23 protein-coding genes, 6 tRNA genes and 1 other RNA gene are annotated in these 22,101 nt (G+C 65.5%); 22 read left to right on the top strand and 8 right to left on the bottom strand.

Annotated elements, in window-relative coordinates; all coding sequences use genetic code 11:
* The first annotated feature begins 60 nt into the window (after positions 1-60).
* The 11 genes from IFT63_RS13390 (at position 61) to IFT63_RS13440 (ending at position 9,471) form a co-directional block, all read left to right on the top strand.
* Positions 61-147: transfer RNA gene (locus IFT63_RS13390), tRNA-Leu, on the top strand.
* Positions 148-343: 196 nt separating this feature from the next.
* Positions 344-1,639, top strand: a complete 1,296-nt coding sequence (tig, locus tag IFT63_RS13395) for a trigger factor (protein WP_192084557.1) — start codon at positions 344-346, stop codon at positions 1,637-1,639.
* Between the two features lie 68 nt (positions 1,640-1,707).
* On the top strand, positions 1,708-2,334 hold the full coding sequence (gene clpP / locus IFT63_RS13400; protein ID WP_042613348.1) for an ATP-dependent Clp endopeptidase proteolytic subunit ClpP: 627 nt from the start codon (positions 1,708-1,710) through the stop codon (positions 2,332-2,334).
* A gap of 126 nt (positions 2,335-2,460) precedes the next feature.
* The gene (gene clpX / locus IFT63_RS13405) at positions 2,461-3,750 is read left to right on the top strand and encodes an ATP-dependent Clp protease ATP-binding subunit ClpX (RefSeq protein WP_042613349.1); all 1,290 of its coding nucleotides are present in this window, start codon (positions 2,461-2,463) and stop codon (positions 3,748-3,750) included.
* Positions 3,751-3,892: 142 nt separating this feature from the next.
* The gene (lon, locus tag IFT63_RS13410) at positions 3,893-6,355 is read left to right on the top strand and encodes an endopeptidase La (protein ID WP_042613350.1); all 2,463 of its coding nucleotides are present in this window, start codon (positions 3,893-3,895) and stop codon (positions 6,353-6,355) included.
* Positions 6,356-6,559: 204 nt separating this feature from the next.
* Positions 6,560-6,832 (top strand): HU family DNA-binding protein, encoded by a 273-nt coding sequence (locus tag IFT63_RS13415; protein ID WP_042613351.1) that lies wholly within the window; start codon positions 6,560-6,562, stop codon positions 6,830-6,832.
* 11 nt (positions 6,833-6,843) lie between these two features.
* Positions 6,844-6,918 (top strand) — tRNA-Val (locus tag IFT63_RS13420).
* A gap of 26 nt (positions 6,919-6,944) precedes the next feature.
* Positions 6,945-7,021 (top strand) — tRNA-Asp (locus IFT63_RS13425).
* Positions 7,022-7,107: 86 nt separating this feature from the next.
* Positions 7,108-7,184: transfer RNA gene (locus tag IFT63_RS13430), tRNA-Asp, on the top strand.
* Between the two features lie 106 nt (positions 7,185-7,290).
* Positions 7,291-7,367: transfer RNA gene (locus tag IFT63_RS13435), tRNA-Asp, on the top strand.
* Positions 7,368-7,512: 145 nt separating this feature from the next.
* On the top strand, positions 7,513-9,471 hold the full coding sequence (locus IFT63_RS13440) for a peptidyl-prolyl cis-trans isomerase (RefSeq protein WP_192084559.1): 1,959 nt from the start codon (positions 7,513-7,515) through the stop codon (positions 9,469-9,471).
* A 73-nt stretch (positions 9,472-9,544) separates the two neighbouring features.
* Here IFT63_RS13440 and IFT63_RS13445 read toward each other — a convergent pair whose 3' ends face one another.
* The gene (locus tag IFT63_RS13445) at positions 9,545-10,756 is read right to left on the bottom strand and encodes a lytic transglycosylase domain-containing protein (RefSeq protein WP_192084561.1); all 1,212 of its coding nucleotides are present in this window, start codon (positions 10,754-10,756) and stop codon (positions 9,545-9,547) included.
* Positions 10,753-11,517: a hydroxyacylglutathione hydrolase gene (gene gloB / locus IFT63_RS13450; RefSeq protein ID WP_192084563.1), complete on the bottom strand. Its 765-nt coding sequence runs from the start codon at positions 11,515-11,517 to the stop codon at positions 10,753-10,755. Before gloB ends, IFT63_RS13445 begins: the two co-directional genes overlap by 4 nt.
* Positions 11,518-11,528: 11 nt before the next feature.
* Here gloB and IFT63_RS13455 point away from each other — a divergent pair, with 11 nt between their 5' ends.
* From IFT63_RS13455 to dnaQ, 3 genes are read left to right on the top strand one after another with little or no spacing between them, the layout of a single operon-like run.
* Positions 11,529-12,209: a hypothetical protein gene (locus tag IFT63_RS13455; protein WP_192084564.1), complete on the top strand. Its 681-nt coding sequence runs from the start codon at positions 11,529-11,531 to the stop codon at positions 12,207-12,209.
* The gene (rnhA, locus tag IFT63_RS13460) at positions 12,196-12,651 is read left to right on the top strand and encodes a ribonuclease HI (protein ID WP_042613356.1); all 456 of its coding nucleotides are present in this window, start codon (positions 12,196-12,198) and stop codon (positions 12,649-12,651) included. The genes IFT63_RS13455 and rnhA overlap by 14 nt, the downstream gene beginning before the upstream one ends.
* 4 nt (positions 12,652-12,655) lie before the next feature.
* Complete coding sequence (gene dnaQ, locus IFT63_RS13465; RefSeq protein ID WP_042613357.1) at positions 12,656-13,384, top strand: DNA polymerase III subunit epsilon; 729 nt, start codon at positions 12,656-12,658, stop codon at positions 13,382-13,384.
* An 84-nt stretch (positions 13,385-13,468) separates the two neighbouring features.
* On the opposite strand, the gene IFT63_RS13470 is transcribed toward dnaQ, so the two are convergent.
* A complete protein-coding gene (locus IFT63_RS13470) occupies positions 13,469-14,173 on the bottom strand; it encodes a protein phosphatase 2C domain-containing protein (protein WP_042613467.1) in 705 nt (234 codons plus the stop codon).
* A gap of 167 nt (positions 14,174-14,340) precedes the next feature.
* On the opposite strand from IFT63_RS13470, the gene IFT63_RS13475 reads away from it, so the two are divergent.
* Both IFT63_RS13475 and IFT63_RS13480 read left to right on the top strand, forming a co-directional pair.
* A tRNA-Ser gene (locus IFT63_RS13475) sits at positions 14,341-14,431 on the top strand.
* A gap of 589 nt (positions 14,432-15,020) precedes the next feature.
* Complete coding sequence (locus IFT63_RS13480; protein ID WP_101098736.1) at positions 15,021-15,422, top strand: DUF6165 family protein; 402 nt, start codon at positions 15,021-15,023, stop codon at positions 15,420-15,422.
* A 44-nt stretch (positions 15,423-15,466) separates the two neighbouring features.
* Here IFT63_RS13480 and IFT63_RS13485 read toward each other — a convergent pair whose 3' ends face one another.
* The gene (locus IFT63_RS13485; protein ID WP_192084566.1) at positions 15,467-16,504 is read right to left on the bottom strand and encodes a glycosyltransferase family 9 protein; all 1,038 of its coding nucleotides are present in this window, start codon (positions 16,502-16,504) and stop codon (positions 15,467-15,469) included.
* Positions 16,505-16,525: 21 nt separating this feature from the next.
* Between IFT63_RS13485 and IFT63_RS13490 the strand changes: the two genes are divergently transcribed.
* The 4 genes from IFT63_RS13490 to IFT63_RS13505 all read left to right on the top strand — a co-directional run bounded on the left by IFT63_RS13490 (position 16,526) and on the right by IFT63_RS13505 (position 18,800).
* Entirely contained in the window at positions 16,526-17,275 is a 750-nt protein-coding gene (locus tag IFT63_RS13490) for a 3-deoxy-D-manno-octulosonic acid kinase (protein ID WP_192084568.1), read from the top strand.
* The gene (locus IFT63_RS13495; RefSeq protein WP_042613361.1) at positions 17,275-18,027 is read left to right on the top strand and encodes an MBL fold metallo-hydrolase; all 753 of its coding nucleotides are present in this window, start codon (positions 17,275-17,277) and stop codon (positions 18,025-18,027) included. The genes IFT63_RS13490 and IFT63_RS13495 overlap by 1 nt, the downstream gene beginning before the upstream one ends.
* A 106-nt stretch (positions 18,028-18,133) precedes the next feature.
* On the top strand, positions 18,134-18,436 hold the full coding sequence (locus IFT63_RS13500; RefSeq protein WP_042613362.1) for a type II toxin-antitoxin system Phd/YefM family antitoxin: 303 nt from the start codon (positions 18,134-18,136) through the stop codon (positions 18,434-18,436).
* A 16-nt stretch (positions 18,437-18,452) separates the two neighbouring features.
* Entirely contained in the window at positions 18,453-18,800 is a 348-nt protein-coding gene (locus IFT63_RS13505; RefSeq protein ID WP_342450497.1) for a type II toxin-antitoxin system RelE/ParE family toxin, read from the top strand.
* 72 nt (positions 18,801-18,872) lie between these two features.
* Here the strand turns inward: IFT63_RS13505 and ffs are convergent.
* An RNA gene (gene ffs / locus IFT63_RS13510) (signal recognition particle sRNA small type) lies at positions 18,873-18,969 on the bottom strand.
* A gap of 292 nt (positions 18,970-19,261) precedes the next feature.
* On the opposite strand from ffs, the gene IFT63_RS13515 reads away from it, so the two are divergent.
* Positions 19,262-19,579, top strand: coding sequence for a multidrug efflux SMR transporter (locus IFT63_RS13515; RefSeq protein WP_042613365.1), 318 nt, complete (start codon positions 19,262-19,264; stop codon positions 19,577-19,579).
* A gap of 24 nt (positions 19,580-19,603) precedes the next feature.
* Here IFT63_RS13515 and IFT63_RS13520 read toward each other — a convergent pair whose 3' ends face one another.
* From IFT63_RS13520 to IFT63_RS13530, 3 genes are all read right to left on the bottom strand, one after another.
* Complete coding sequence (locus IFT63_RS13520; protein ID WP_249404462.1) at positions 19,604-20,212, bottom strand: TetR/AcrR family transcriptional regulator; 609 nt, start codon at positions 20,210-20,212, stop codon at positions 19,604-19,606.
* Between the two features lie 4 nt (positions 20,213-20,216).
* Positions 20,217-20,813, bottom strand: coding sequence for an NAD(P)H-dependent oxidoreductase (locus IFT63_RS13525; protein WP_192084574.1), 597 nt, complete (start codon positions 20,811-20,813; stop codon positions 20,217-20,219).
* Positions 20,814-20,899: 86 nt separating this feature from the next.
* Positions 20,900-21,442: a DUF1543 domain-containing protein gene (locus IFT63_RS13530; RefSeq protein WP_192084576.1), complete on the bottom strand. Its 543-nt coding sequence runs from the start codon at positions 21,440-21,442 to the stop codon at positions 20,900-20,902.
* Between the two features lie 129 nt (positions 21,443-21,571).
* On the opposite strand from IFT63_RS13530, the gene IFT63_RS13535 reads away from it, so the two are divergent.
* Positions 21,572-21,952, top strand: coding sequence for a hypothetical protein (locus IFT63_RS13535; protein WP_042613369.1), 381 nt, complete (start codon positions 21,572-21,574; stop codon positions 21,950-21,952).
* Positions 21,953-22,101: the final 149 nt, after the last annotated feature.

Raw genomic sequence — 22,101 nt, forward strand, 5'->3', positions numbered from 1 at the left:
TGCATCGTGCCTGCCCTACCCAAGACCGCCCCGCGCCTGCGACAATACCGGGCTAGACCAGCGAAAGTGGCGGAATTGGTAGACGCCCTGGATTTAGGTTCCAGTGCCTTAACCGGCGTGGGGGTTCGAGTCCCCCCTTTCGCACCATGGTCCGGCCGCCCCTGCCAGCCGCGCTTTTCACGCGCGCGCCCGCCTGACCGACCCCCGCTGGCAGTGCCGCCCGTTATCGTCCAAACTAAAGGGCTGCGGAGGGCATGCGTGTCAACGCCGTCGCGTCCGAACAACCGTTTCGTCCATCACATCGAACCGGGGGCCAGCAGGGCCGCCGGTGGCAGGAGTCAACATGCAAGCTTCGATCGAATCCACCGGCAACCTGGAACGCCGCCTGAGCTTCTCGCTGCCGGAAGATCGCCTCAACACCCATATCAGTGGGCGTCTGGGCGAAATCGCCCGCACCACGCGCATCAAGGGGTTCCGCCCGGGCAAGGTGCCGGCCAAGGTGATCGAGCAGCGCTTCGGTGCGCAGGTCCGTGGCGAAGCCGTCGACGGCCTGCTGCGCGAAACCTTCGACGCGGCCATCCGCGAACACGCCCTGCGCGTGGTCGGCAGCCCGCGCATCGACAAGGGTGAGCAGGGCGAACTGTCGTTCGTGGCTACCGTCGAGCTGGTGCCGGAGTTCGGCGAGATCGACGTCTCCAAGCTGAACGTGGTCCGCCACGTGGCTGAAATCGGCGATGCCGACATCGACCAGATGATCGAAAACCTGCGCCAGCAGCGTCGCACCTGGGCCCCGGTCAGCCGTGGCGCGCAGGAAGGCGACCTGGTCGCGCTGGAAACCTTCTCCCAGGCGGGCGATGAGCGCCTGCCGGCCGAAGGCACCGAGAAGGGCACGATCGTCATCGGCCAGAACATGATGTTCGAAACCATTGAAAAGGGTTTGGTCGGCCTGGCCAAGGGTGAAGAGAAGACCCTGGACGTCGAGTTCCCGGCCGATTGGCGCGTTGAAGCGCTGGCTGGCAAGACCGTGCAGGTCACTGTCAAGGTCACCGAAGTGTCCGAAGAGTCGCTGCCGGAAGTGGACGACGCCTTCATCAAGAGCTTCGGCGTGAAGGCGGGCGACGTGGAGCAGTTCCGCAAAGACATCCGCGCCAACCTGGAGCGCGAGCTCAAGGGCGCCCTGATGAACCGCCTGCGTCGCGAAGTCGGCGAGCAGCTGATTGCCGCTTACAGCTCGGTCGAGTTGCCGCCGCGCCTGGTGGAGAACGAAGCCCGTGCGATGCTGGCCCAGCAGATCGAACAGCTTCGTCGCAGTGGCCGTGATCCGGGCCAGGTGCCGGCCGACGCCCATGAGGGCTTCAAGGACGCCGCTGGCAAGCGCGTGCTGGTCGGCCTGCTGGTCGGCGAAGTGGCCCGCGTCAACGACCTGAAGCTGGAGCCGAAGCGCCTGAATGAAACCATGCGCCTGATCGCTTCGACCTACGAAGAGCCGGACCAGGTCATTGAGATGTACCGCAACGACCCCCAGCTCATGTCGGGTCTGCAGAACCGCGTGATGGAAGAGCAGGTGATCGACTGGATCGCCGAGCGCGCCCAGCACACCGAGGAAACGCTGTCCTTCCAGGACGCGATCCGCGGCTGAGTCCTGCCCACGCCAGACCCCGCGCCGCAAGGCGCGGGGAGTTCCTCCCAACACAGGTGCCTCACGATATGGACAACCGAACCAAAGCCCTCAATCTGGTTCCGATGGTGGTCGAGCAGACCGCCCGCGGCGAGCGCGCCTATGACATCTATTCGCGCCTGTTGAAGGAGCGCCTGATCTTCCTCGTGGGCCCGATCGACGATCACATGGCCAATGTGGTGGTGGCGCAGCTGCTGTTCCTGGAAGCGGAAAACCCGGAAAAGGACATCAGCATCTACATCAACTCGCCCGGTGGCGTGGTCACCGCCGGCATGGCGATCTACGACACCATGCAGTACATCAAGCCGGACGTGGCCACCATCTGCGTCGGCCAGGCCGCCTCGATGGGCGCCTTGCTGCTGGCATCGGGCGCAGCCGGCAAGCGGTATGCATTGCCGAACTCGCGCGTGATGATCCACCAGCCGCTGGGTGGCTTCCAGGGCCAGGCGACAGATATCGACATCCACGCCCGCGAGATCCTGACGTTGCGCGCGCGTCTGAACGAGATCCTGGCCAAGCACACCGGCCAGTCGCTGGAAACGATCGCCCGCGACACCGAGCGCGACAACTTCAAGAGCGCCGTGGAGGCGCAGGCTTACGGGCTGGTCGATCAGGTCCTTGAGCGTCGCCCGGAAGAGTCGATCCAGGCGGGTTGATGACAGTAAAGCAGTCGATTTTCCGACTGGACAAGCAGGGTCGGGCAGGGCTGGTGCCCTCTCGGCCCTGTGTTATTCTCGAATTGAACCCCCGTCGAACGGGTGGGGTAACCAGGTAAGCGAAGCATGAGCGAAGACCGACAAGGTCGTTCCACGGACAGCGGCAAGATCCTTTACTGCTCCTTCTGCGGCAAGAGCCAGCACGAGGTGCGCAAGCTCATTGCCGGTCCAAGCGTGTTCATCTGCGATGAATGCGTGGAGCTGTGCAACGACATCATCCGTGAAGAGCTCGAGGAAAAAGCGCAGTCGGCGCGCAGTTCGCTGCCCAAGCCGCGCGAGATCCTCGAAGTCCTGGACCAGTACGTGATCGGCCAGAAGCGCGCCAAGCGCACGCTTGCCGTGGCCGTGTACAACCATTACAAGCGCATCGAGAGCCGGCAGAAGAACGACGAGGTCGAACTGGCCAAGTCGAACATCCTGCTGGTCGGCCCGACCGGTTCGGGCAAGACGCTGCTGGCCGAAACCCTGGCCCGCCTGCTCAACGTGCCGTTCACCATGGCCGACGCCACCACGCTGACCGAAGCCGGTTACGTGGGCGAGGACGTGGAAAACATCATCCAGAAGCTGCTGCAGAAGTGCGACTACGACGTCGAGAAGGCACAGCAGGGCATCGTCTACATCGATGAAATCGACAAGATCTCGCGTAAGAGCGAGAACCCGTCGATCACCCGCGATGTGTCCGGCGAAGGCGTGCAGCAGGCCCTGTTGAAGTTGATCGAAGGCACCGTGGCCAGCGTTCCGCCGCAGGGTGGACGCAAGCATCCGCAGCAGGAATTCCTGCAGGTGGACACCAAGAACATCCTGTTCATCTGTGGCGGCGCGTTTGCCGGCCTGGACAAGGTGATCCAGCAGCGTTCCACCGAATCGGGCGGTATCGGTTTCGGTGCGAAGGTGAAGTCGTCCGAGCGCAAGCAGGAAATCGGCAAGCTGCTGGCGGAAGTGGAGCCGGAAGACCTGATCAAGTTCGGCCTGATTCCCGAGTTCGTTGGCCGCCTGCCGGTGGTCGCGACTCTGGAAGAGCTGGACGAAGCGGCGCTGATCACCATCCTGACCGAGCCGAAGAACGCCATCACCAAGCAGTTCAAGAAGCTGTTCGAGATGGAAAACGTCGAGCTGGAGTTCCGTCCCGACGCGTTGGCCGCCATTGCGCGCAAGGCGCTCAAGCGCAAGACCGGTGCCCGTGGCCTGCGCACCATCGTGGAATCGGTGCTGCTGGACACCATGTACGAGCTCCCCTCGCAGGAGAACGTCAGCAAGGTGGTGGTGGACGAATCGGTCATCGAGCACAAGTCCGAACCGTACCTGATCTACCAGACCCCGCCAGCACCTGAACAGAAGGCCGCTGGCGCTGAATGATTCTTTCAATCGATTGATTTGAAAGTATTTTTTAGGAGCGTCTTGCATCCTTGCGCCGATGGCCCCATAACGGGGCCATCGGCTTTTTTGTCTCTGGCCCCGCTGGAGCCGGAGAGGCGTATCCCCCCTTCCTGGAGCCCCCATGGCCCGTTCCCCAACTGAGACTCTCGACCTGCCGGTACTGCCGCTGCGTGACGTGGTGGTGTTCCCGCACATGGTCATCCCGCTGTTCGTCGGTCGTGACAAGTCCATGCATGCGCTGGAAAAGGCGATGGAAGCGGACAAGCGCATCCTGCTGCTGGCGCAGAAGTCGGCCGAGACCGACGATCCGCAGGAAGCCGACCTGTACCAGGTCGGTACCCTCGCCCAGGTGCTGCAGCTGCTGAAGCTGCCTGACGGCACCATCAAGGTGCTGGTGGAGGGCCTGTCGCGCGTGCAGGTCAGCCAGGTCGGCGAGCGTGACGGCGCGCTACAGGGCACCGCCGTGGAGATCCAGGCCGAAGACGGCCGCGAAGCACGTGAGATCGAAGCGATCGCCCGTTCGCTGATGTCGCTGTTCGAGCAGTACGTCAAGACCAACCGCAAGCTGCCGCCGGAGCTGCTGCAGACCCTGGCCGGCATCGAAGAACCCGCGCGCCTGGCCGACACCATCGCCGCGCACATCAGCGTGCGCCTGGCCGACAAGCAGCGCCTGCTGGAAGTGCTGCCGGTGGGCGAGCGCCTGGAGATGCTGGTGGGCCTGGTCGATGGCGAAATCGACGTGCAGCAGATGGAAAAGCGCATCCGCGGCCGCGTCAAGTCGCAGATGGAAAAGAGCCAGCGCGAGTACTACCTCAACGAACAGATGAAGGCCATCCAGAAAGAACTGGGTGACCTGGACGACGCACCGGGCGAGCTGGAAGAGCTGGCCCGCAAGATCGCCGAAGCGGGCATGCCCAAGCCGGTGGAAACCAAGGCCAAGGCCGAACTGACCAAGCTCAAGCAGATGTCGCCGATGTCCGCCGAAGCGGCCGTGGTGCGCAACTACTTGGACTGGATCCTGGGCGTGCCGTGGAAGAAGCGCACCAAGGTGCGCAAGGACCTGAAGGTCGCCCAGGACACCCTGGACGCCGACCATTACGGCCTGGAGAAGGTCAAGGACCGCATCCTGGAATACCTGGCGGTGCAGTCGCGCGTGAAGCAGATGAAGGGCCCGATCCTGTGCCTGGTCGGGCCGCCGGGCGTGGGCAAGACCTCGCTGGGCCAGTCCATCGCCAAGGCGACCAACCGCAAGTTCGTGCGCATGAGCCTGGGTGGCGTGCGCGACGAGGCCGAGATCCGCGGCCACCGTCGCACCTACGTCGGTTCGATGCCGGGCCGCATCGTGCAGAACCTCAACAAGGTGGGCAGCAAGAACGCGCTGTTCCTGCTCGATGAGATCGACAAGATGTCGATGGACTTCCGCGGCGATCCGTCTTCGGCGCTGCTGGAAGTGCTGGATCCGGAGCAGAACAACTCCTTCAACGACCACTATCTGGAAGTGGACCTGGACCTGTCCGAAGTGATGTTCGTGGCCACGTCCAACTCGCTGAACATTCCCGGCCCGCTGCTGGACCGCATGGAAGTGATCCGCATCCCCGGCTACACCGAGGATGAGAAGCTCAACATCGCCATGCGTTACCTGGTGCCCAAGCAGATCAAGGCGGCCGGCCTGAAGCCGGAAGAGCTGGAAATCGACGGCGCGGCGATCCAGGACATCGTGCGCTACTACACGCGCGAATCCGGCGTGCGCAGCCTGGAACGCGAAATCGCCAAGATCTGCCGCAAGGTGGTCAAGGAGATCGCGCTGGCTGGTCCGGCCGGCCTGCCCAAGCCGAAGGCGGTGAAGGGCAAAAAAGCGAAGAAGGGCGCGCTGGTGCAGGTCGATGGCAGCAACGTGGACAAGTACCTGGGCGTGCGCCGCTTCGACTTCGGCCGCGCCGAAGAAGAGAACGAGATCGGCCTGGTGACGGGCCTGGCATGGACCGAAGTCGGCGGCGACCTGCTGCAGATCGAATCCACGTTGGTGCCGGGCAAGGGCCAGCTGATCCTGACCGGCCAGCTGGGCAACGTGATGAAGGAATCGGCCTCGGCGGCGCTGTCGGTGGTGCGCTCGCGCGCGGTGCAGTTCGGTATCGATGCCGCGTTCCTGCAGAAGCAGGACGTGCACGTGCACGTGCCCGATGGTGCCACGCCCAAGGACGGCCCCAGCGCCGGCGCGGCGATGGTGACCTCGCTGGTGTCCATCCTGACCAAGGTGCCGGTGCGGGCCGATGTGGCGATGACCGGCGAGATCACCCTGCGCGGCCGCGTCACGGCCATTGGTGGCTTGAAGGAAAAGCTGCTGGCGGCACTGCGTGGCGGCATCCGCACGGTGATCATCCCGGAGGAGAACCGCAAGGACCTTGCCGATATCCCCGCCAATGTCACGCGCGATATCGACATCATTCCGGTGAAGTACATCGAGCAGGTACTCGACCTGGCACTGGAGCGTCCACTGACCCCAAAGAAGACGCGTAAGACTGCGGAGCGCGTCACTGTTCGCAGCAAGGCCAAGACACCTTCCGCCACGCGCGTCAAGCACTGAAACGCGTACCGCAAACGGCCGAAACCCGCGTCATTGCTGGGTTTTCGGCTTGCGCGGGTGTGGGGCCACTGGTATAAAAGCAGCACTCGCGAATCAGCTGCATCCAATTCGCCGAACCGAACCGATTTGCCGTCGTGCGTGCTGCACGCAACGATGGCTTCCCTGGCTAATCCGCGGGTCCCCCGCAATAAGGAGCTGTAGAGAATGAACAAGACCGAATTGATCGACGCCGTTGCCGAGACCGCTGACCTGACCAAGGCAGAGTCCGCTCGCGCTGTCGATGCCGTCGTTGCTGCCGTCACCAAGGCACTGAAGAGCGGTGATGCTGTGACGCTGGTCGGCTTTGGCACCTTCCAGGTCCGTGACCGCGCTGCCCGCACCGGCCGCAACCCGAAGACCGGCGACACCATCGCGATCGCTGCTTCGAAGAATCCGTCTTTCAAGGCTGGTAAGGCCCTGAAGGATGCTGTAAACTAAGCGGCTCGCTGGGGTGCTTAGCTCAGCGGTAGAGCGTCTCCTTTACACGGAGAGGGTCGGGGGTTCGAAACCCTCAGCACCCACCACAGCACCGCGGTAAAGTTTGAAATGTGGAGCGGTAGTTCAGCTGGTTAGAATGCTGGCCTGTCACGCCGGAGGTCGCGGGTTCGAGTCCCGTCCGCTCCGCCATTTTCAACGAGGCCTCCGGGTTCACCCTGGGGGCTTTGTTTTCTCCACCGCTTCGGCGGCGTGGAAGGCAAAAAGTTTTGCAGCACGGAGCGGTAGTTCAGCTGGTTAGAATGCTGGCCTGTCACGCCGGAGGTCGCGGGTTCGAGTCCCGTCCGCTCCGCCACTGCAGATTTGGTAACACCTTGTGAAAAACTTCTAAAAAAAGTGTTCATGAGGCTGGGCAATCAGACCATCTTCGGATAGAATGAGCGCCTGCAAAGTTTCAACGCGGAGCGGTAGTTCAGCTGGTTAGAATGCTGGCCTGTCACGCCGGAGGTCGCGGGTTCGAGTCCCGTCCGCTCCGCCACGATTGAAGAGCCCCTGGTGAAAACCAGGGGCTTTTTTTATGCCCCGGATCCGGGCACGCGCCGCCGCTTGCAGCCGGTGCTTTGGAGCCTGCGCATGAAGCGGGTTACACTGCGCGGCTCGCCACTCAGGCCATGATTTTTCCCATGCTGCAGAAACTTCGCGACAAGACCTCGGGCTGGATCGTCACTGTGATCCTGGGGCTGCTGATGATCCCGTTCCTGTTCGTCATCGATAGCAGCTACCTCGGTGGCGTCGGTGCGCAGAACGTGGCCAGAGTATCGGCACCGCCTTCCTGGTGGTCCTCGGCTCCGTCCTGGTGGCCGGCCCGCCTGCTGTGGAAGCACCACGAAATCACCTCGCAGGAATTCCGCGAGCGCTTCGAGCAGGAGCGCGCCCGCGTGCGCCAGCAGCAGGGCGAGGACTTCGATCCGCGCGCCTTCGAAAGCGCCGAGAACAAGCTCGCCGTGCTCGACCAGCTGATCGACGAACAGGTGGTGCGACTGGCCGGCGAACAGTCCGGCGTGGTGATCGGCGATGACGCCGTGCGCGAATACATCGCGGCCATCCCGGCCTTCCTTGGCCCGGACGGCAAGTTCAACGGCGACCAGTACCGCATCGCGCTGGCCAGCGGCAACCCGCCGCGCACGCCGGACATGTTCGCCGAGCTGGTCCGCACCAGCCTGCAGCAGTCGGTCATCCCCAGCGCGCTGCAGAACTCCGGCTTCGTCACCGAAGCCGAAACCGAGCGCCTGCTCAAGCTGCTGGGCGAAACCCGCGACGTCGAGATCGCCATGCTGCCCGAGCAGCCGGCCGACACCGCGCCGGTCACCGATGCGCAGATCAAGCAGTGGTACGACACGCATACCAAGGATTTCCGCCAGGCCGAGTCGGTCAAACTGGAATACGTGGAAATCAACGGTGCCACGCTGCCGGCGCCCGCCGCCCCGGACGAAGCCAGCCTGCGCAAGCGCTACGAAGAAGAGAAGGCGCGCTTTGCCACGCCGGAGCAGCGCCTGGCCTCCCACATCCTGATCAGCACCGGTGACGGCGCCGAAGCCAAGGCGGCCAAGCTGGCCGCCGAAGCCAAAGCCGCAGGCGCCGATTTTGCCGCACTGGCCAAGGCCAACTCCGATGACACCGGCTCCAAGGAGCAGGGTGGCGACCTGGGGTGGGTGGATCGCGGTGCGATGGTCAAGCCGTTCGAAGATGCGGTGTTCGCGGCCAAGGCCGGCGACATCATCGGTCCGGTCAAGACCGATTTCGGCTACCACGTGATCCAGGTGCGCGAAGTGCGCGGCGGTGAAGGGCGTTCCTTCGAAGAAGTGCGCGACCAGCTGATGGCCGAGCAGACCAAGGCCGATGCCGAGCGCGGTTACACCGAGCTGGCCGGGCGCGTGGTCGATGCGACCAACAAGAGCCCCAGCGACCTGGCTGCTGCGGCCAAGGCAGTGAACCTGCCGCTGCAGACCGTCGGTCCGTTCACCCGCCAGGATGCCACCGGCATCGCGGCCAACCCGGCCGTGCTGCGCGCTGCGTTCTCCGACATCCTGGTACAGGATGGCACCGCGAGCGATCCGATCGCGCTGGACGAAGCGGGCAACCACAGCGTGGTGATCCGCGTGGCCGAGCACACCCCGGAGCAGGCCATCCCGCTGGACAAGGCGCGCGACCAGGTCATCGCTGCGGTGCATGCCGATCGTACCCGCCAGGCCGCCGAGAAGGCCGCTGATGCGCTGCTGGCCAAGCTGAAGGGCGGCCAGACGCTGCAGGCGCTGGCGGAAAGCGAGAAGCTGCAGGTCAGCCCGATGCCGGGCCTGCCGCGTACCCAGCCGGTGCCGACCGCCGAGATCAACCGCGCGGTATTCAGTGCGTCGCTGCCGGCCGAAGGCAAGCCGAGCTACGGCAAGGTGGACGTGCAGGGGCGTGCGGTGGTGTTCGCGGTAACCAAGGTGACCCCGGGCAACGTCAAGGAAGTCACCACCGAACAGCGCCAGCAGCTCAAGCAGCAGCTGAGCCAGATCGATGGCATGGCCGCGGCCGACGCCTTCGTCAAGTCCACCCGCAAGCGCTTCGTGGTACAGACCACCGAGGCCAACCTGTAAGGGTTGGCAGCGGCGGTAAACAAAAAGCCCGGCACTGCCGGGCTTTTTGTTGTCCGATCGAACTGATGTCCGGTCAGTCTTCGATGCGCAGCACGGCACCTGGCTTCAGCACGGCCTTGCCGGTGAGTCCATTGAGGCTGAGCAGGGCCTTCACCGGCATGCCGTAACGGCGGGCGATGGTCCATGGCGATTCGCCATTGCGCACCGTGTGGCGACGATTGCGCGGGCGATCTGCCGCGCTGGCCACGCTGCGTGCAGCGGCCGGTGCCGGCTGTGCCGAAGCCACAGCGACGGCCGGCGTTGCAGCCTCATCCAGGCTGGCCACCATCGTCGAGGCATCCACGGCCGGCGTAGTGGCCGGTGCCAACAGGCGGACGGGTGCGTTCTGCGGGCGGGCACGGCCGCTGGCGGCCGGATTCAGGCGGGCAATCCGCGCCGGGTCTAGCGAACGCTGGGCCGCCCACTGCTGCACGCTGGTGCCAGCGGGCAGGGTGTGGCTCTTCAGCACCGGCACGGTGCGGTCCAGCGAGGCCATCACCGAGGGCTGCTCTTCGGCGTTTTCCAGCACGCAGGCCAGGGCATGCAGCTTTTCAACATAGGCGTGGGTGATCGGCGAAAGCCCCGGCAGCTCGGCCGGCACCGCGTTGGTGGCGTTCATGCCGGCCTTGCGCAGGCCCTGCAGCACCCGGTACTCGCCGGCGTTGTAGGCCATGGTGGCCAGCCGCCAGTCGCCGCCGAACATGCCATGCAGGGTCTTCAGGTAACGCACCGCGGCCTGGGTGGAATCCACCGCCGACAGACGGCCGTCATAGCCTTCGCTCATGGGCACGCGGTGGTTGCGCGCGGTGGTGGCGATGAACTGCCACAGGCCGGCCGGACCGGCCGCGCTGCGCGCGCTCGGGCGGTAGCCGCTTTCCACGAAAGGAATCAGGGCGAACTCGGTGGGCAGGCTGGCCTTGCGCAGCTCTTCCACCACATAGCCGAACAGCACCAGGGCATCATCGTTCTGGTTGGCCAGTCGCGCAGGTGCATGGGCGAACTGCTTCTGCCAGCGCGGGCTGGTGGCCTCGGCATCGCACGTCGGTTCAGCCAGGCCTTCGCGGAAGCTGGCGAAGATGTCCTGTCCATTGCGCACGCTGGGGGCCGGCAGGGTCGCGGCATCCAGCGGCAGTGACGCGGCACCGGCGAGATTCTGGGTCAGGCCTGCGCCCAGCGACTGCGCGTTGGCGGTTCCGGCAAGCCCCAGCATGATCCCCAGGGCAAGCGCTGGACTTCGGCGCCTCATGCGCGAAAGCCGTCTTTCCAGTGCCGAAGTCCGGCCATCACGTCGACATCGTCGGTGATTTCCCGCCCCAGATAAGCCGACACCGCCGCACGGATGGGCGCGGTGTGGGTACGCAGGAACGGATTGCTTTGTAATTCGTCTGCCAACAGCACGGGCAGGGTGGAGCGGTCATCGCGGCGCATGGCCAGTGCCTCCTCATGGCGCTGCCTCAGGGCAGCGTTGGCGGGGTCGACATGCCGCGCGAAGACGGCATTTGACACGGTGTATTCGTGGGCACAGCAGACAAGCAGCTGGCCCGGCAGGGACGCCAGGCTGCGCATGGTGGCGAGCAGCTGGGACGGCGTACCTTCGAACAGGCGCCCACAGCCCAGGCTGAACAATGCATCTCCACTGAAAAGGTGTTCATCAGTGTGAAACGCGACATGGCTGAGGGTGTGCCCGGGCACGGATACTACGTGGAACCTCTGCCCCGCTGCCTGAACGTGTTCACCATCGGCCACGCGCTCGGTCGCCATCGGAATGCGCGGTTCGTGTGGCGCGATCACCCTGATGCCGGGAAAACGCGCCTGCAGCGCACTCACTCCGCCGATGTGGTCATCGTGGTGGTGGGTGAGCAGGATCGCCTCTGGCCGCAGTCCCGCCTCGACGGCGGCCAGCACGGGCGCGGCATCGCCGGGATCGACGACCACGGCCGCGCCGTCGTCGCCGGCCAGGCACCAGATGTAATTGTCCGCCAATGCGGGCAGGGCAGTGAGTCGCATAGAATCGGACCATGCCCGCGCTGCAGAGCCTCCGTCAAGCGACACCCGAAACGTGGTTCGACAGCGAACCGGCGCAGCTGCTGTATCAGCTGGAGCAGCAACTGCTGCTGCCGCAGCTGGCCGGCCTGCCCGCGCAGCCGTGGTTGTGGATCAGCCCCAGCCCGCGCTGGCTGCAGGGCGCGGCCTTGAGCGGACGTGGCCTGCGGCTGTACCGCGACGGCACGGGGTATGCCGGTGAGGCCCGCTGCGCGCTGCCGTTGCCGCTGCCCAATGAAAGCGTCCACGCCATCGTGCTGCAGCACGTGACCGCCGCCGATGCGGGCCTGCTGCTGGCCGAGTGCGATCGCGTGCTGATGCCCGGGGGCAAGTTGTTCCTGAGCAGTCTCAACCCGTTCAGCCCCTACCGTACGCAATGGCGGCGACATGGCATGGTGGTGCGCACCCCGCAGCGCCTGCGCCAGCTGCTGGAGCGGGTTGGCCTGGAATGCGGGCCCACCCGTTACATCGGCCCGCTGTGGCCGTCCGGCGGTGGGGGCGGCACAATGTCACCGTTGCGCGCGGCGTGTCTGTTCAGCGCCGAAAAACGCACGTTTGCCTTGCCGGGGCCGACGCCCCTGAAGGTACGCTGGCAGGGGCCGCTGGCCACCCCCGGCATGACCCGATCGATCCTGGAAACGAATGAAAACCATTGAAGTACACACCGACGGCTCCTGCCTCGGTAACCCCGGCCCGGGTGGCTGGGCGGCCCTGCTGCGCTACAAGGCGCACGAGCGTGAACTGAGCGGCGGCGAGCTCAACACCACCAACAACCGGATGGAGCTGATGGCCGCCATCTCCGGCCTGGAAGCATTGAGCGAGCCCTGCCAGATCGTGCTCTTCACCGATTCGCAGTACGTGCGCCAGGGACTGACCGAATGGCTGCCCGGCTGGATCCGCAAGAACTGGAAGACCGCCGGCGGCTCACCGGTGAAGAACCGCGAACTGTGGGAGCGCCTGCATGCGGCGACCCTGCGCCATCAGATCGACTGGCGCTGGGTGAAGGGCCACTCCGGCGATCCGGACAACGAACGTGTGGACGTGCTGGCGCGCGAAGCTGCTACCCGGGTGCGCGACACCGGCATGGCGGTAAACTGAGCCCATGCGTCAGATCATCCTGGATACCGAAACCACTGGCCTGGCCTGGCAGAAAGGCAACCGCGTCGTTGAAATCGGCTGCGTGGAGCTGTTCAAGCGCCGGCCCAGTGGCAACCACTACCACCAGTACCTGAAGCCGGACGTGGACTTCGAACCCGGCGCGCAGGAAGTCACCGGGCTGACGCTCGACTTCCTGGCCGACAAGCCGGACTTCGCGCAGGTCGCCGAGGCCTTCCTGGCCTTCATCGACGGCGCCGAGCTGATCATCCACAACGCGGCCTTCGACCTGGGGTTCCTGGACAACGAACTGTCCCGGCTGGGGCCGCAGTTCGGCAAGATCACCGACCGCTGCACCGTGGTGGATACGCTGGCGCTGGCGCGTGAGCGCTTCCCGGGCCAGCGCAATTCGCTGGATGCGCTGTGCAAGCGGCTGGGCGTGGACAATTCGCACCGCCAGCTGCACGGCGCGCTGCTCGATGCGCAGATCCTCGGCGATGTGTACATCGCGCTGACCTCCGGCCAGGACGACCTCGGTTTCGACCTGGGCGAAGAGGGCAGTGCGGCGGCGCTGGCGCTGGCGGGGTTCGACCCGGCCAAGCTGCTGCCGCGCCCGCGCGTGCAGGCCACCGCGTCGGAACTGGAAGCCCACGCCGCCCGGCTGGAGCGGCTGCGCAAGAAGGCCGGCCACGCCCTGTGGGATGGCCCGAAGCAGGAAGAAGCCGCCGTGGCCTGACCCCGGCCTGGTAGTGCCGACCTCGGTCGGCACCGCCTCGTGAAACCAGCCGACTGAAGTCGGCTCTACCCTCGCCAGCACGCCTCAGTGGCAGCGCACCAGCACCACGGTGATGTTGTCCGAACCGCCGCCATCCAGCGCGGCGGCCACCAGCGAATCCACGCATTCCTGCGCGCTGGTGTCATCGAAGGCCAGCGTGCGGGAAATCCCGCTGTCGTCCAGCTCTTCGGTGAGCCCATCACTGCACAGCAGCAGCTGCATGCCCGGGCGCAGCTCGCCGGCGGTGGTGGCCACGTTCAGATGCGCCGGGTCGGTGACCCCCAGTGCCTGGGTGACCACGTTGCGATGCGGATGCGCGCGCGCCTGTTCCGGGGTCAGGTTGCCCTGGGTCAGCATCTCCTGCACCACGCTGTGGTCCTGGCTGAGCTGGGCCAGCTGGCCGTCGCGCCACAGGTAGGCCCGGCTGTCGCCCACCCAGGCCACTTCGTAGCGGTTGCCCTGCACGCGCGCGGCCACCACGGTGGTGCCCATCGGCAGGGTGTCGTTGCGGCGGCGCGAGGCACGGATGATTTCTTCGTCTGCGGTGCGGATGGCCTGGGCCAGTGGCACGCCGCGGCGGATCTCGCGCACGATGGTTTCGCGTGCCAGCGCGCTAGCCACCTCGCCACAGGCGTGACCGCCCATGCCATCGGCGACCAGCCACAGTGCCAGCTCACCGTCCCCGTAGTAGGTGTCTTCGTTCAGCGCACGGCGCAGGCCGGGATGGGTCAGGTGTCCGAATTCGATCATGGGGTCGCGCAGGAAAGGGGGATGCAGCAGGGAGAACGCCATCATCGCGGCGGGGCGGACATCCGACAAGCGGCGAAGTCAGCGGAGTTTCACTTTCTTGCCGGTGATGGCTTGTGAATATCCGCGCATCCTCGTATCATGCGCGTCCCCGGTACGCCGGGGAAACCGGAGAGGTGGCAGAGCGGTTGAATGTACCTGACTCGAAATCAGGCAGGCGTTTATAGCGCCTCGGGGGTTCGAATCCCCCCCTCTCCGCCAGACAAAAAGAAAAGGGTCACCCAACGGGTGGCCCTTTTCTTTTTGCGTGGCCGAGAGCGGGCAGGAGAGAACCCGCGCGGGGTTCGACGGTTCTGCAGGAGCAGAACCGGACAGCCGAAGGCTGGCCCGGAGCGCAGCGCAGGGGCTGGGTGCAGGGATGCACCCAGCAATCCCCCCCTCTCCGCCAGACAAAAAGAAAAGGGCCACCCAAGGGGTGGCCCTTTTCTTTTTGCGTGGCCGAGAGCGGGCAGGAGAGAACCGACGCGGGGTTCGACGGTTCTGCAGGAGCAGAACCGGACAGCCGAATGGCTGGCCCCGTAGCGCAGCGCAGGGGCTGGGTGCAGGGATGCACCCAGCAATCCCCTCCTCTCCGCCAGACAAAAAGCAAAGGGCCACCCAACGGGTGTCCCTTTTCTTTTTGCGTGGCCGAGAGCGGGCAGGAGAGAACCGACGCGGGGTTCGACGGTTCTGCAGGAGCAGAACCGGACAGCCGAATGGCTGGCCCCGAGCGCAGCGCAGGGGGCGCGCATTTACCGGTCACCCACCCGACGCGCGTTATCATCCTCTTCTGCTTCCAGAGAGTGCTCCCATGACCGCTGAAATCCTCGTCCCCGTCGCCTTCGGCGAACTGCTCGACAAGATCTCCATCCTGCAGATCAAGTCCGAGCGCATCAGTGACGAGGCCAAGCTGGCCAACGTGCGCACCGAGCTGTCAGCGCTGGAAAAGACCTGGATGGCGCACCCGGCCGGCGGCAAGGACGTGGCCCAGCTGCGTGCCGACCTGAAAGCGATCAATGAAGAGCTGTGGGACATCGAAGACAACATCCGCCTGCAGGACAAGGCCGGTGACTTCGGCGATGCCTTCGTCGCGCTGGCGCGCAGCGTCTACCTGCGCAACGACGAGCGCGCGCGCATCAAGAAGGCGATCAACCTGGCGCTGGGTTCGGCCTACGTGGAAGAGAAGTCGTACAAGGACTACCGCGCCGGCTGACGCGGCGGTAGCGGCGCCTCCACATTGACGGCCAGCGGCCGTCACTACCGGGCGGCGTAGCGTTCGAATGCGGCGATGCCGTCTTCCACCGTGATCAATTCCATCACGTCGTCGAACTCGATCTTGGTGCCCCATTTCAGCGCGCTGGCCGGCTTGCCCAGGTACTTGCGCGCCGCGTCGTCATAGCGGTCCACGCAGTAGCGGCGGTCCGAATACGGCCCGCTGCGGTGCGGATTGCTCGCCGCGTGCAGGCCCAGCACCTTCACCCCCATCGCATTGGCGATGTGCATCGGCCCGGAGTCCGGCGTCATCACCAGCGCCGCGCGGGCCAGCAGGGCCGGCAGCTGCTTCAGCGTGTCCTTGCCGACCAGGTCCAGCGCCGGCTGCACCAGCTGGGCCTTGATGGCATCGGCGGTGCGCCGTTCCAGCTCGCTGCGGCCGCCACACAGCACGACCCGCCAACCGCGTGCGCTGGCGTGGTTGGCCACCGCAGCGTAGCGGTCGGCATACCAGTTGCGCCGCTCGTGGCTGGAACAAGGCGAGATCATCAGCACCGGCCGACCATCGTCCTGCCACTGCGCCTGCGCCCACGCGTGGGCCTCGTCCGGCACCGCCAGGTCCCAGCTGACCTCGGTCTGTTTCAGGCCCAGGGGCTCGCAGAAGCTGCCGATGGCGTCGAGCACGTGGATGCCGGGACGGTCCGGGATGCGCTCGTTGATGAACAGTCCATGCAGGTCCTTGGAGCGGCTGCGGTCATAACCGATCCGGCGACGGGCGGGTATGAAGGCCGACAGCACGTTGGCCCGGAACGCCACCTGCATCTGCAGCAGGGCATCGAAGCGCTCGCCCGGCAGCTCCGCGCGCAGGGCTTTCATGCCCGCCAGTCCGGTCTTCTTGTCGTACGCATGGAACGTCACCCCGGGCAGCCCATCCAGCAGCTTCAGGCCCACCTTGTCGACCACCCAGTGGATCTGGGCGCCCGGCCGCGCTGCCTGCAGGGTGCGTACCAGCGGCACCACATGGGTCACGTCGCCCAGCGCGGACAAACGCAAAAGGCACAGGGAAGAGGACGGTGATGCCATGGTGTTGTTAGACTCGAAGGAATGGTCGCATTCGACGCCAATGAAGCGCTGACGCCTTGCCGTGATGGTCGCGGCATGGGTGCCATTCTGTTCGACCGCGAACGGCTGCGGCAAGCCGACGCCAGTCTGTTCTCGCCGCAGCACTGGGGAGAGCGGGCGCGGCCGGTGGACGAGGGCGGTCGGGGCAGTGCTTGGTTCGTCGACGCACCGTTCGGCCCCAGCGTGCTGCGGCACTACCTGCGCGGCGGCCTGGTAGCCAAACTGAGCCACGACCGGTACCTGTGGCGGGGTTCGCAGCACACCCGCAGCTTCGCCGAATTCCGGCTGATGCGCGCGCTGCGCGAACTCAAGCTGCCGGTGCCGCGGCCGATCGCCGCGTACTACATGCGCGAAGGCCTGCGTTACCGCTGCGCGATCCTGATGGAACGCATCGAAGATGTCCGCTCGCTGGCCGATCGTGCCCTGGTCGCGGGCCGTGGCGCGCCATGGGAAGAAACCGGCCGGCTGATTGCGCGATTCCATCGCGCCGGGCTGGACCATGCCGACCTCAACGCGCACAACATCCTGTTCGATGGCAACGGGCATGGCTGGCTGATCGATTTCGATCGCGGCGTGCAGCGCATTCCGGCCACCGCCTGGCGCGAGCGTAACCTCAAGCGCCTGCTGCGTTCACTGCTGAAACTGCGCGGCGAACGCAGCACCGATGAGGTCGAGAAAGACTTCGCCCGCCTGCGCCGTGCCTACGACCTGGCGTGGAACCGGGGAACCTGATGGACTGGTCGCTGCGTTTTCTCGGCGTCGGCAATGCGTCGGCGGTGGAGCTCGGTTCGCCGATGTCGGTGATCGAGCGTGATGGCGAACCTTGGCTGACCATCGATTGCGGCGGCGAAGGGTTGACGGCCTTCCAGGCGCACTACGGTCAGATGCCGCAGGCGCTGTTCGTCACCCATGTGCACCTGGACCATGTTGCCGGCTTCGAGCGCCTGTTCGTGGATACCTTCTTCAGTGCTCAGCGTCGCGGCAAGGTGCGCGTGTACGTGCCGGCGCCGGTGTTGCCGCTGCTGCACAAGCGTATCGGCGATTACCCGAACGTGCTGGCCGAGGGCGGCGCCAATTTCTGGGACGCTTTCCAGCTGATCGTGGTCGGCGATGCGTTCTGGCACGAGGGGGTGCGGCTGGAGGTGTTCCCGGCCCGCCACCACTGGCCGGAAACGGCCTACGGGCTGCGCCTGAAGGGCGCGCTGACCTGGAGTGGCGATACGCGCCCGATCCCGGAAATGCTCGCGCGGTTCGCCGATGACAACGAACTGATCGCCCACGACTGCGGCCTGCACGGCAACCCGTCGCACACCGGCGTGGATGATCTGGAACGTGAGTACAGCGCCGAACTGCAGGCGCGGATGATGCTCTACCACTACGCCAGCGTGAGCGATGGCGATGCGCTGCGCGCGCGCGGTCACCGCGTGGCGATACCGGGCGAATGCGTGCCGCTGGCGCCGCCGACGGCGATGCAGGCGCCCTGACGACGAGGCGTGGGGCCGCCGGGCTCGGCGTGCCGTGACGCGGCGGCCATTTGATCGGGTTTAATGCATGCGTTAAAGTGTTTGCAACCCTTCGGCTGGAGAGCCCATGGACCTGTGCGATGACATCGTTCCGCTGAATCAGGTGCGTGCCCGCTTCACTGCGCTGGCCGAAGATGCCCGCAACGGGCATGCAAAAGTCATAACCCGCAATGGCGAAAGCTATGTCGCCATCGTCGACGCCCGGAAGCTGGACTACTACCACCGGCTTGAGCGCGAGGTGCAGCAGTTGTCTGCATTGCGCGATGTGGTGGAGGGGCTGGAGCGCGTGAGAGCGGGAGAAGCGGGTGCTGACCCGGCCGCGGTACGGGTGCGCTTGCAGGACAGAGTGAAGCGTGCCACGCGCGGCTGAGCCGCGCGTGCGGGCGGTGCACGCCCATCCAGCGTACGAACGCTCGCTTGAAGCGGCGGTGGATGTCCTGTTGGAACTCGGGGCTGTCGACGCAGCACAAGTGGTACTGGATCGGGCAGCGGGTTTCCTGCCGGAACTGCTGATGCGGTTTCCTGAAGCCGGACGTCAGTTCGAACCGCGCAATCTGGAGGGGGCGCGTGTAGTGGCTTTGGCGGCACGGGTGCGTGAGTTGCTCGGCAATACCATTGAGCTGCGTGAGTACGTGCTGGATGACTACCTGGTGCTCTACGCCATCCACGATCGCGCCGTGCACCTGCTGGCATTGCGCCATCATCGGCAGGATGGCTTCAGCCTTGGGGCGTAATAAAAAGTCGGCACCTGCCGCCGGCGCCGTGCATTGCGCGGCGCTGCAAATGGTGTGGCTGAAAAGGTGGCGACCCCGCCGGCTGACCTCGGCGCCCGCGTCGATCGATACCGTTGCTGCCTTCCGGCCCTGGCGGGATTTTCGATCTAGCGTCGCGAGGGGCCGACGGGGCCACCATAGAGACGTGGTCACCTTGCCGGCGACCTGTCACGGATGTGGGGACGCAGCGCGATGCGCTTGGAACCCAGTCCGGACTGCACATCGCTGGGCGATGGCAGGCGCGCATTCTAGCGCATGCGCGTAGAGGTTAGCCAGAAGATTGCACTGAATCACCTGTGACCCGACCAGCTCCGGCAAGGCCGTTGCTGACGTGGGTTGCTAGACTCCCTCCCGGAGGAACGGCCTCCCCCACACCGGGTTGAAATGTCCAGGACGGCCTGGCCCCTGCAAAGGAGGCCGCCATGGCCTGGATCTATCTTCTGTTTGCTGGCTTGTTGGAAATAGTCTGGGCCGTTTCGATGAAACAGTCCGAAGGCTTCAGCAAGCTCACCCCCACGCTCATCACCCTGGTCGGCATGATCGCCAGCTTCTGGCTGCTGGCCGTGGCGATGCGCAGCCTGCCGCTGGGCACCGCGTATACGATCTGGACCGGCATCGGCGCGGTCGGTGCGTTCGTGGTGGGCATCGTGTTCCTGGGCGAGCAGGTCAGTGCGATGCGCATCGGCGCGGCCGTGCTGATCGTGTGTGGACTGGTGCTGATGAAGCTGTCGAGCAGTTGATGTGCGCCAAGGAGAAGCGGGGCGTCACGCGCTCCGCTTCACCACGGCAAGCAGGGTCTGCATCAGTTCGTCACTGGCCTGAGACCTGCTGATATCGCCGTCGGCTGCGGCCTGCGACAACGTATCGGCCGCGCCCAGCACCGCCCACATGCCCGCGTTGGATACTCCCGCCGTGCCCGCGAAGGGGGCGAATATGCGCTGGCACTTTTCGATGAATGCATGCTGGTAACTGCGCTTGACCGCCTGAAGTTCAGGCGAGCCGCCGAGTGCGGCCACGACGGCTGAAATCTCCTGGCCCTGGGTCAGGACGCACTCCACATAACTGGCCGCGACCACTCGCGCTTTTTCCGGCAGCGTTGCCTTGGCAGCGTCAACGGCGGTATCGAAGATCACCGTCTGCCGCACGTCATAGTCTTCGTAAAGCGCGGCAAGCAGGCCATTGCGCGTGCCGAAGTGATCGTAGGCCACCGGCTTGGTGACGCCTGCCGCCTCGGCCAGCCGCGCCAGCGTCAGCTGGTCGGTGCCTTCCTCGCTGATCAGCGCCCACGCCACGTCAAGCAGCTGGCGCGTGCGTTCTTCGCGCGGAAGGCGGCGGCGCGCACTCGGCGTGTTGGCGGCGGGATGCTTGGACAACGACTCAGTCCTCCGGGTTGGCGATGCGGCGTCCAATCGCAAAAGCGGTGTCCAGGTGCGCGGCCGGGAAGCCGGGATCCGATGCAAGCAGGCGCGTTGAACTGGCGACATTCGCACCACAGTAGTCGAAAATGCCGTGGTCGATCTGGGTGGTCATGGCCGTGGCATAACCGTGGCGTTCGATCATCCCCGCGTCGGCGCCGCCATTGGCGACCAGGTGTACCTGCAGGCGCTGCAGTTTCTTCAGGACCTTGCCGTCAGGGTTTTCGTCGTAGGCCCAGCCGTTGGTGAAAACGCGGTCTATCCAACCCTTCAGCAGCGCGGGGAACGACCACCAGTAAAGGGGATAGATCAGCACCAGCGTATCGGCGCGGTCGAGCCGCTCATGTTCCCGGGCCACGTCATCGGGAGCGGCAGCGCGCTTTTCGAAATGGGCGATGTCTGCTGTGTTGAAAACCGGGTCAAAGCCTTCCGCGGACAGGTCTGCAATCTCGACGGTGGCGGTGGGATCGGCGTGGGTGATGCCTTCGGCCACGCGCTTTGCGATGGCGTGGGTAAGGGCGTCAGGGTTGGGGTGGGGGACCACGATGAGCGTATGCATGGATATCCGTCGGTTGGTTACTGTAAGTAACTTACTATAGGTAGATATCGCTGCCATGACAGCCCGGCTGATGGAACGCTGTCAGCTCATCCGCTCCCGGTCTTGCGCGCAATGGGGCGGTAGCCCTGCCATTCCGGACGTGGCGGGCTGCCGGAGGGATTGGGTCGCAGATGCACGTGCAGGTCGCCGAACGCGCCGAGAGCCAGGCAGTTGTCGACCTCGCGCAGGTCATCCTTGTGCAGTTGCCGGGCGCCCTGCAGCAGGCTGCGCCGCGCCTTGGCCTTGGCCCCTGCGGCATCGGCTGCCACGAACAGGCCGAACGCATGCAGCTCGGCCAGGCTGTCTGCGCGATAGCCGCCCATGTTGACGAAGAACAGCGTGAGTCCGGACGGGTCGGGCTCGGGCGCGAGATGGACGTCGAAGCCATCGGCCCAGTCGATGACGCTGTAGCCATCCAGGTGCAGGCTGCCGGGATCGCCGAACCAGGCCTCGCGCAGGGCAGGGTAGGCATCCTGCACGCGCCGCACGGCAGCGAATTGCACGTCGTGCAGTTCGATGTTGGCGCGGCCTGCGGTGCCGCCGACGTAGAACTGGTAAAGCCTCGGGCTGGACGGCGGGTCAGGGGGCATGCGGTACACGGAGGGGAAGGGCTGGCCAGCGTAGCAAGGCCGGTGTGGCAGGACACAACGCGTTGTTCGCAGGATGCCAATGCACGCGCAGGTAGTGTCGGGTGATCACCCATTACGCGAGGACTGTCGATGCTGTTTTCACCCGATACCGCCCTGCAGCGCCGCGCGCCGACCCACTACCTGCTGCACATCGCCGGGTCGGCAGCGGCGCTGTGCTTGATGACCGCGTGCACGGCACAGGCGCCGGCGCCTGCAGCCCCCGTTGCAGCGGACCCTGCATCCGTGGCGGCCGATGGCGGGCATCCAGCCGACACAGCGGCCCCGGCGCCGGAGCGCCCAATGGACGAGGTGCCGCGCGAGGAGGCGACCGCGTCGGGCGAGCGTTCGTACCGCTTCGCCAACGGCTGCGTGGTGGTGGTCGAAGCCAAGCGAGCGGTGGTCAAGCAGGAGGGGCCGCAATGCCAGTCGCACCATCGGGACATCGCGCTGTTGTACGCGTCGGGGGATTGAGGGCTGCGCTAGGGGCCAGCCTTCGGCAGTCCGGATCTGCTCCTGCAGATCCGTCGAACCCCCGGGGCTTCTCATCTGCCGCTCCCCCCGCCAGGTGACCCGTCCTGCCATAGGTTGACACCTATGGGGTGGATGATCCGGCCGTCGTC

The sequence above is a fragment of the Stenotrophomonas sp. CFBP 13724 genome, assembly GCF_014841975.1.
Taxonomy (GTDB): Bacteria; Pseudomonadota; Gammaproteobacteria; order Xanthomonadales; family Xanthomonadaceae; genus Stenotrophomonas; species Stenotrophomonas lacuserhaii.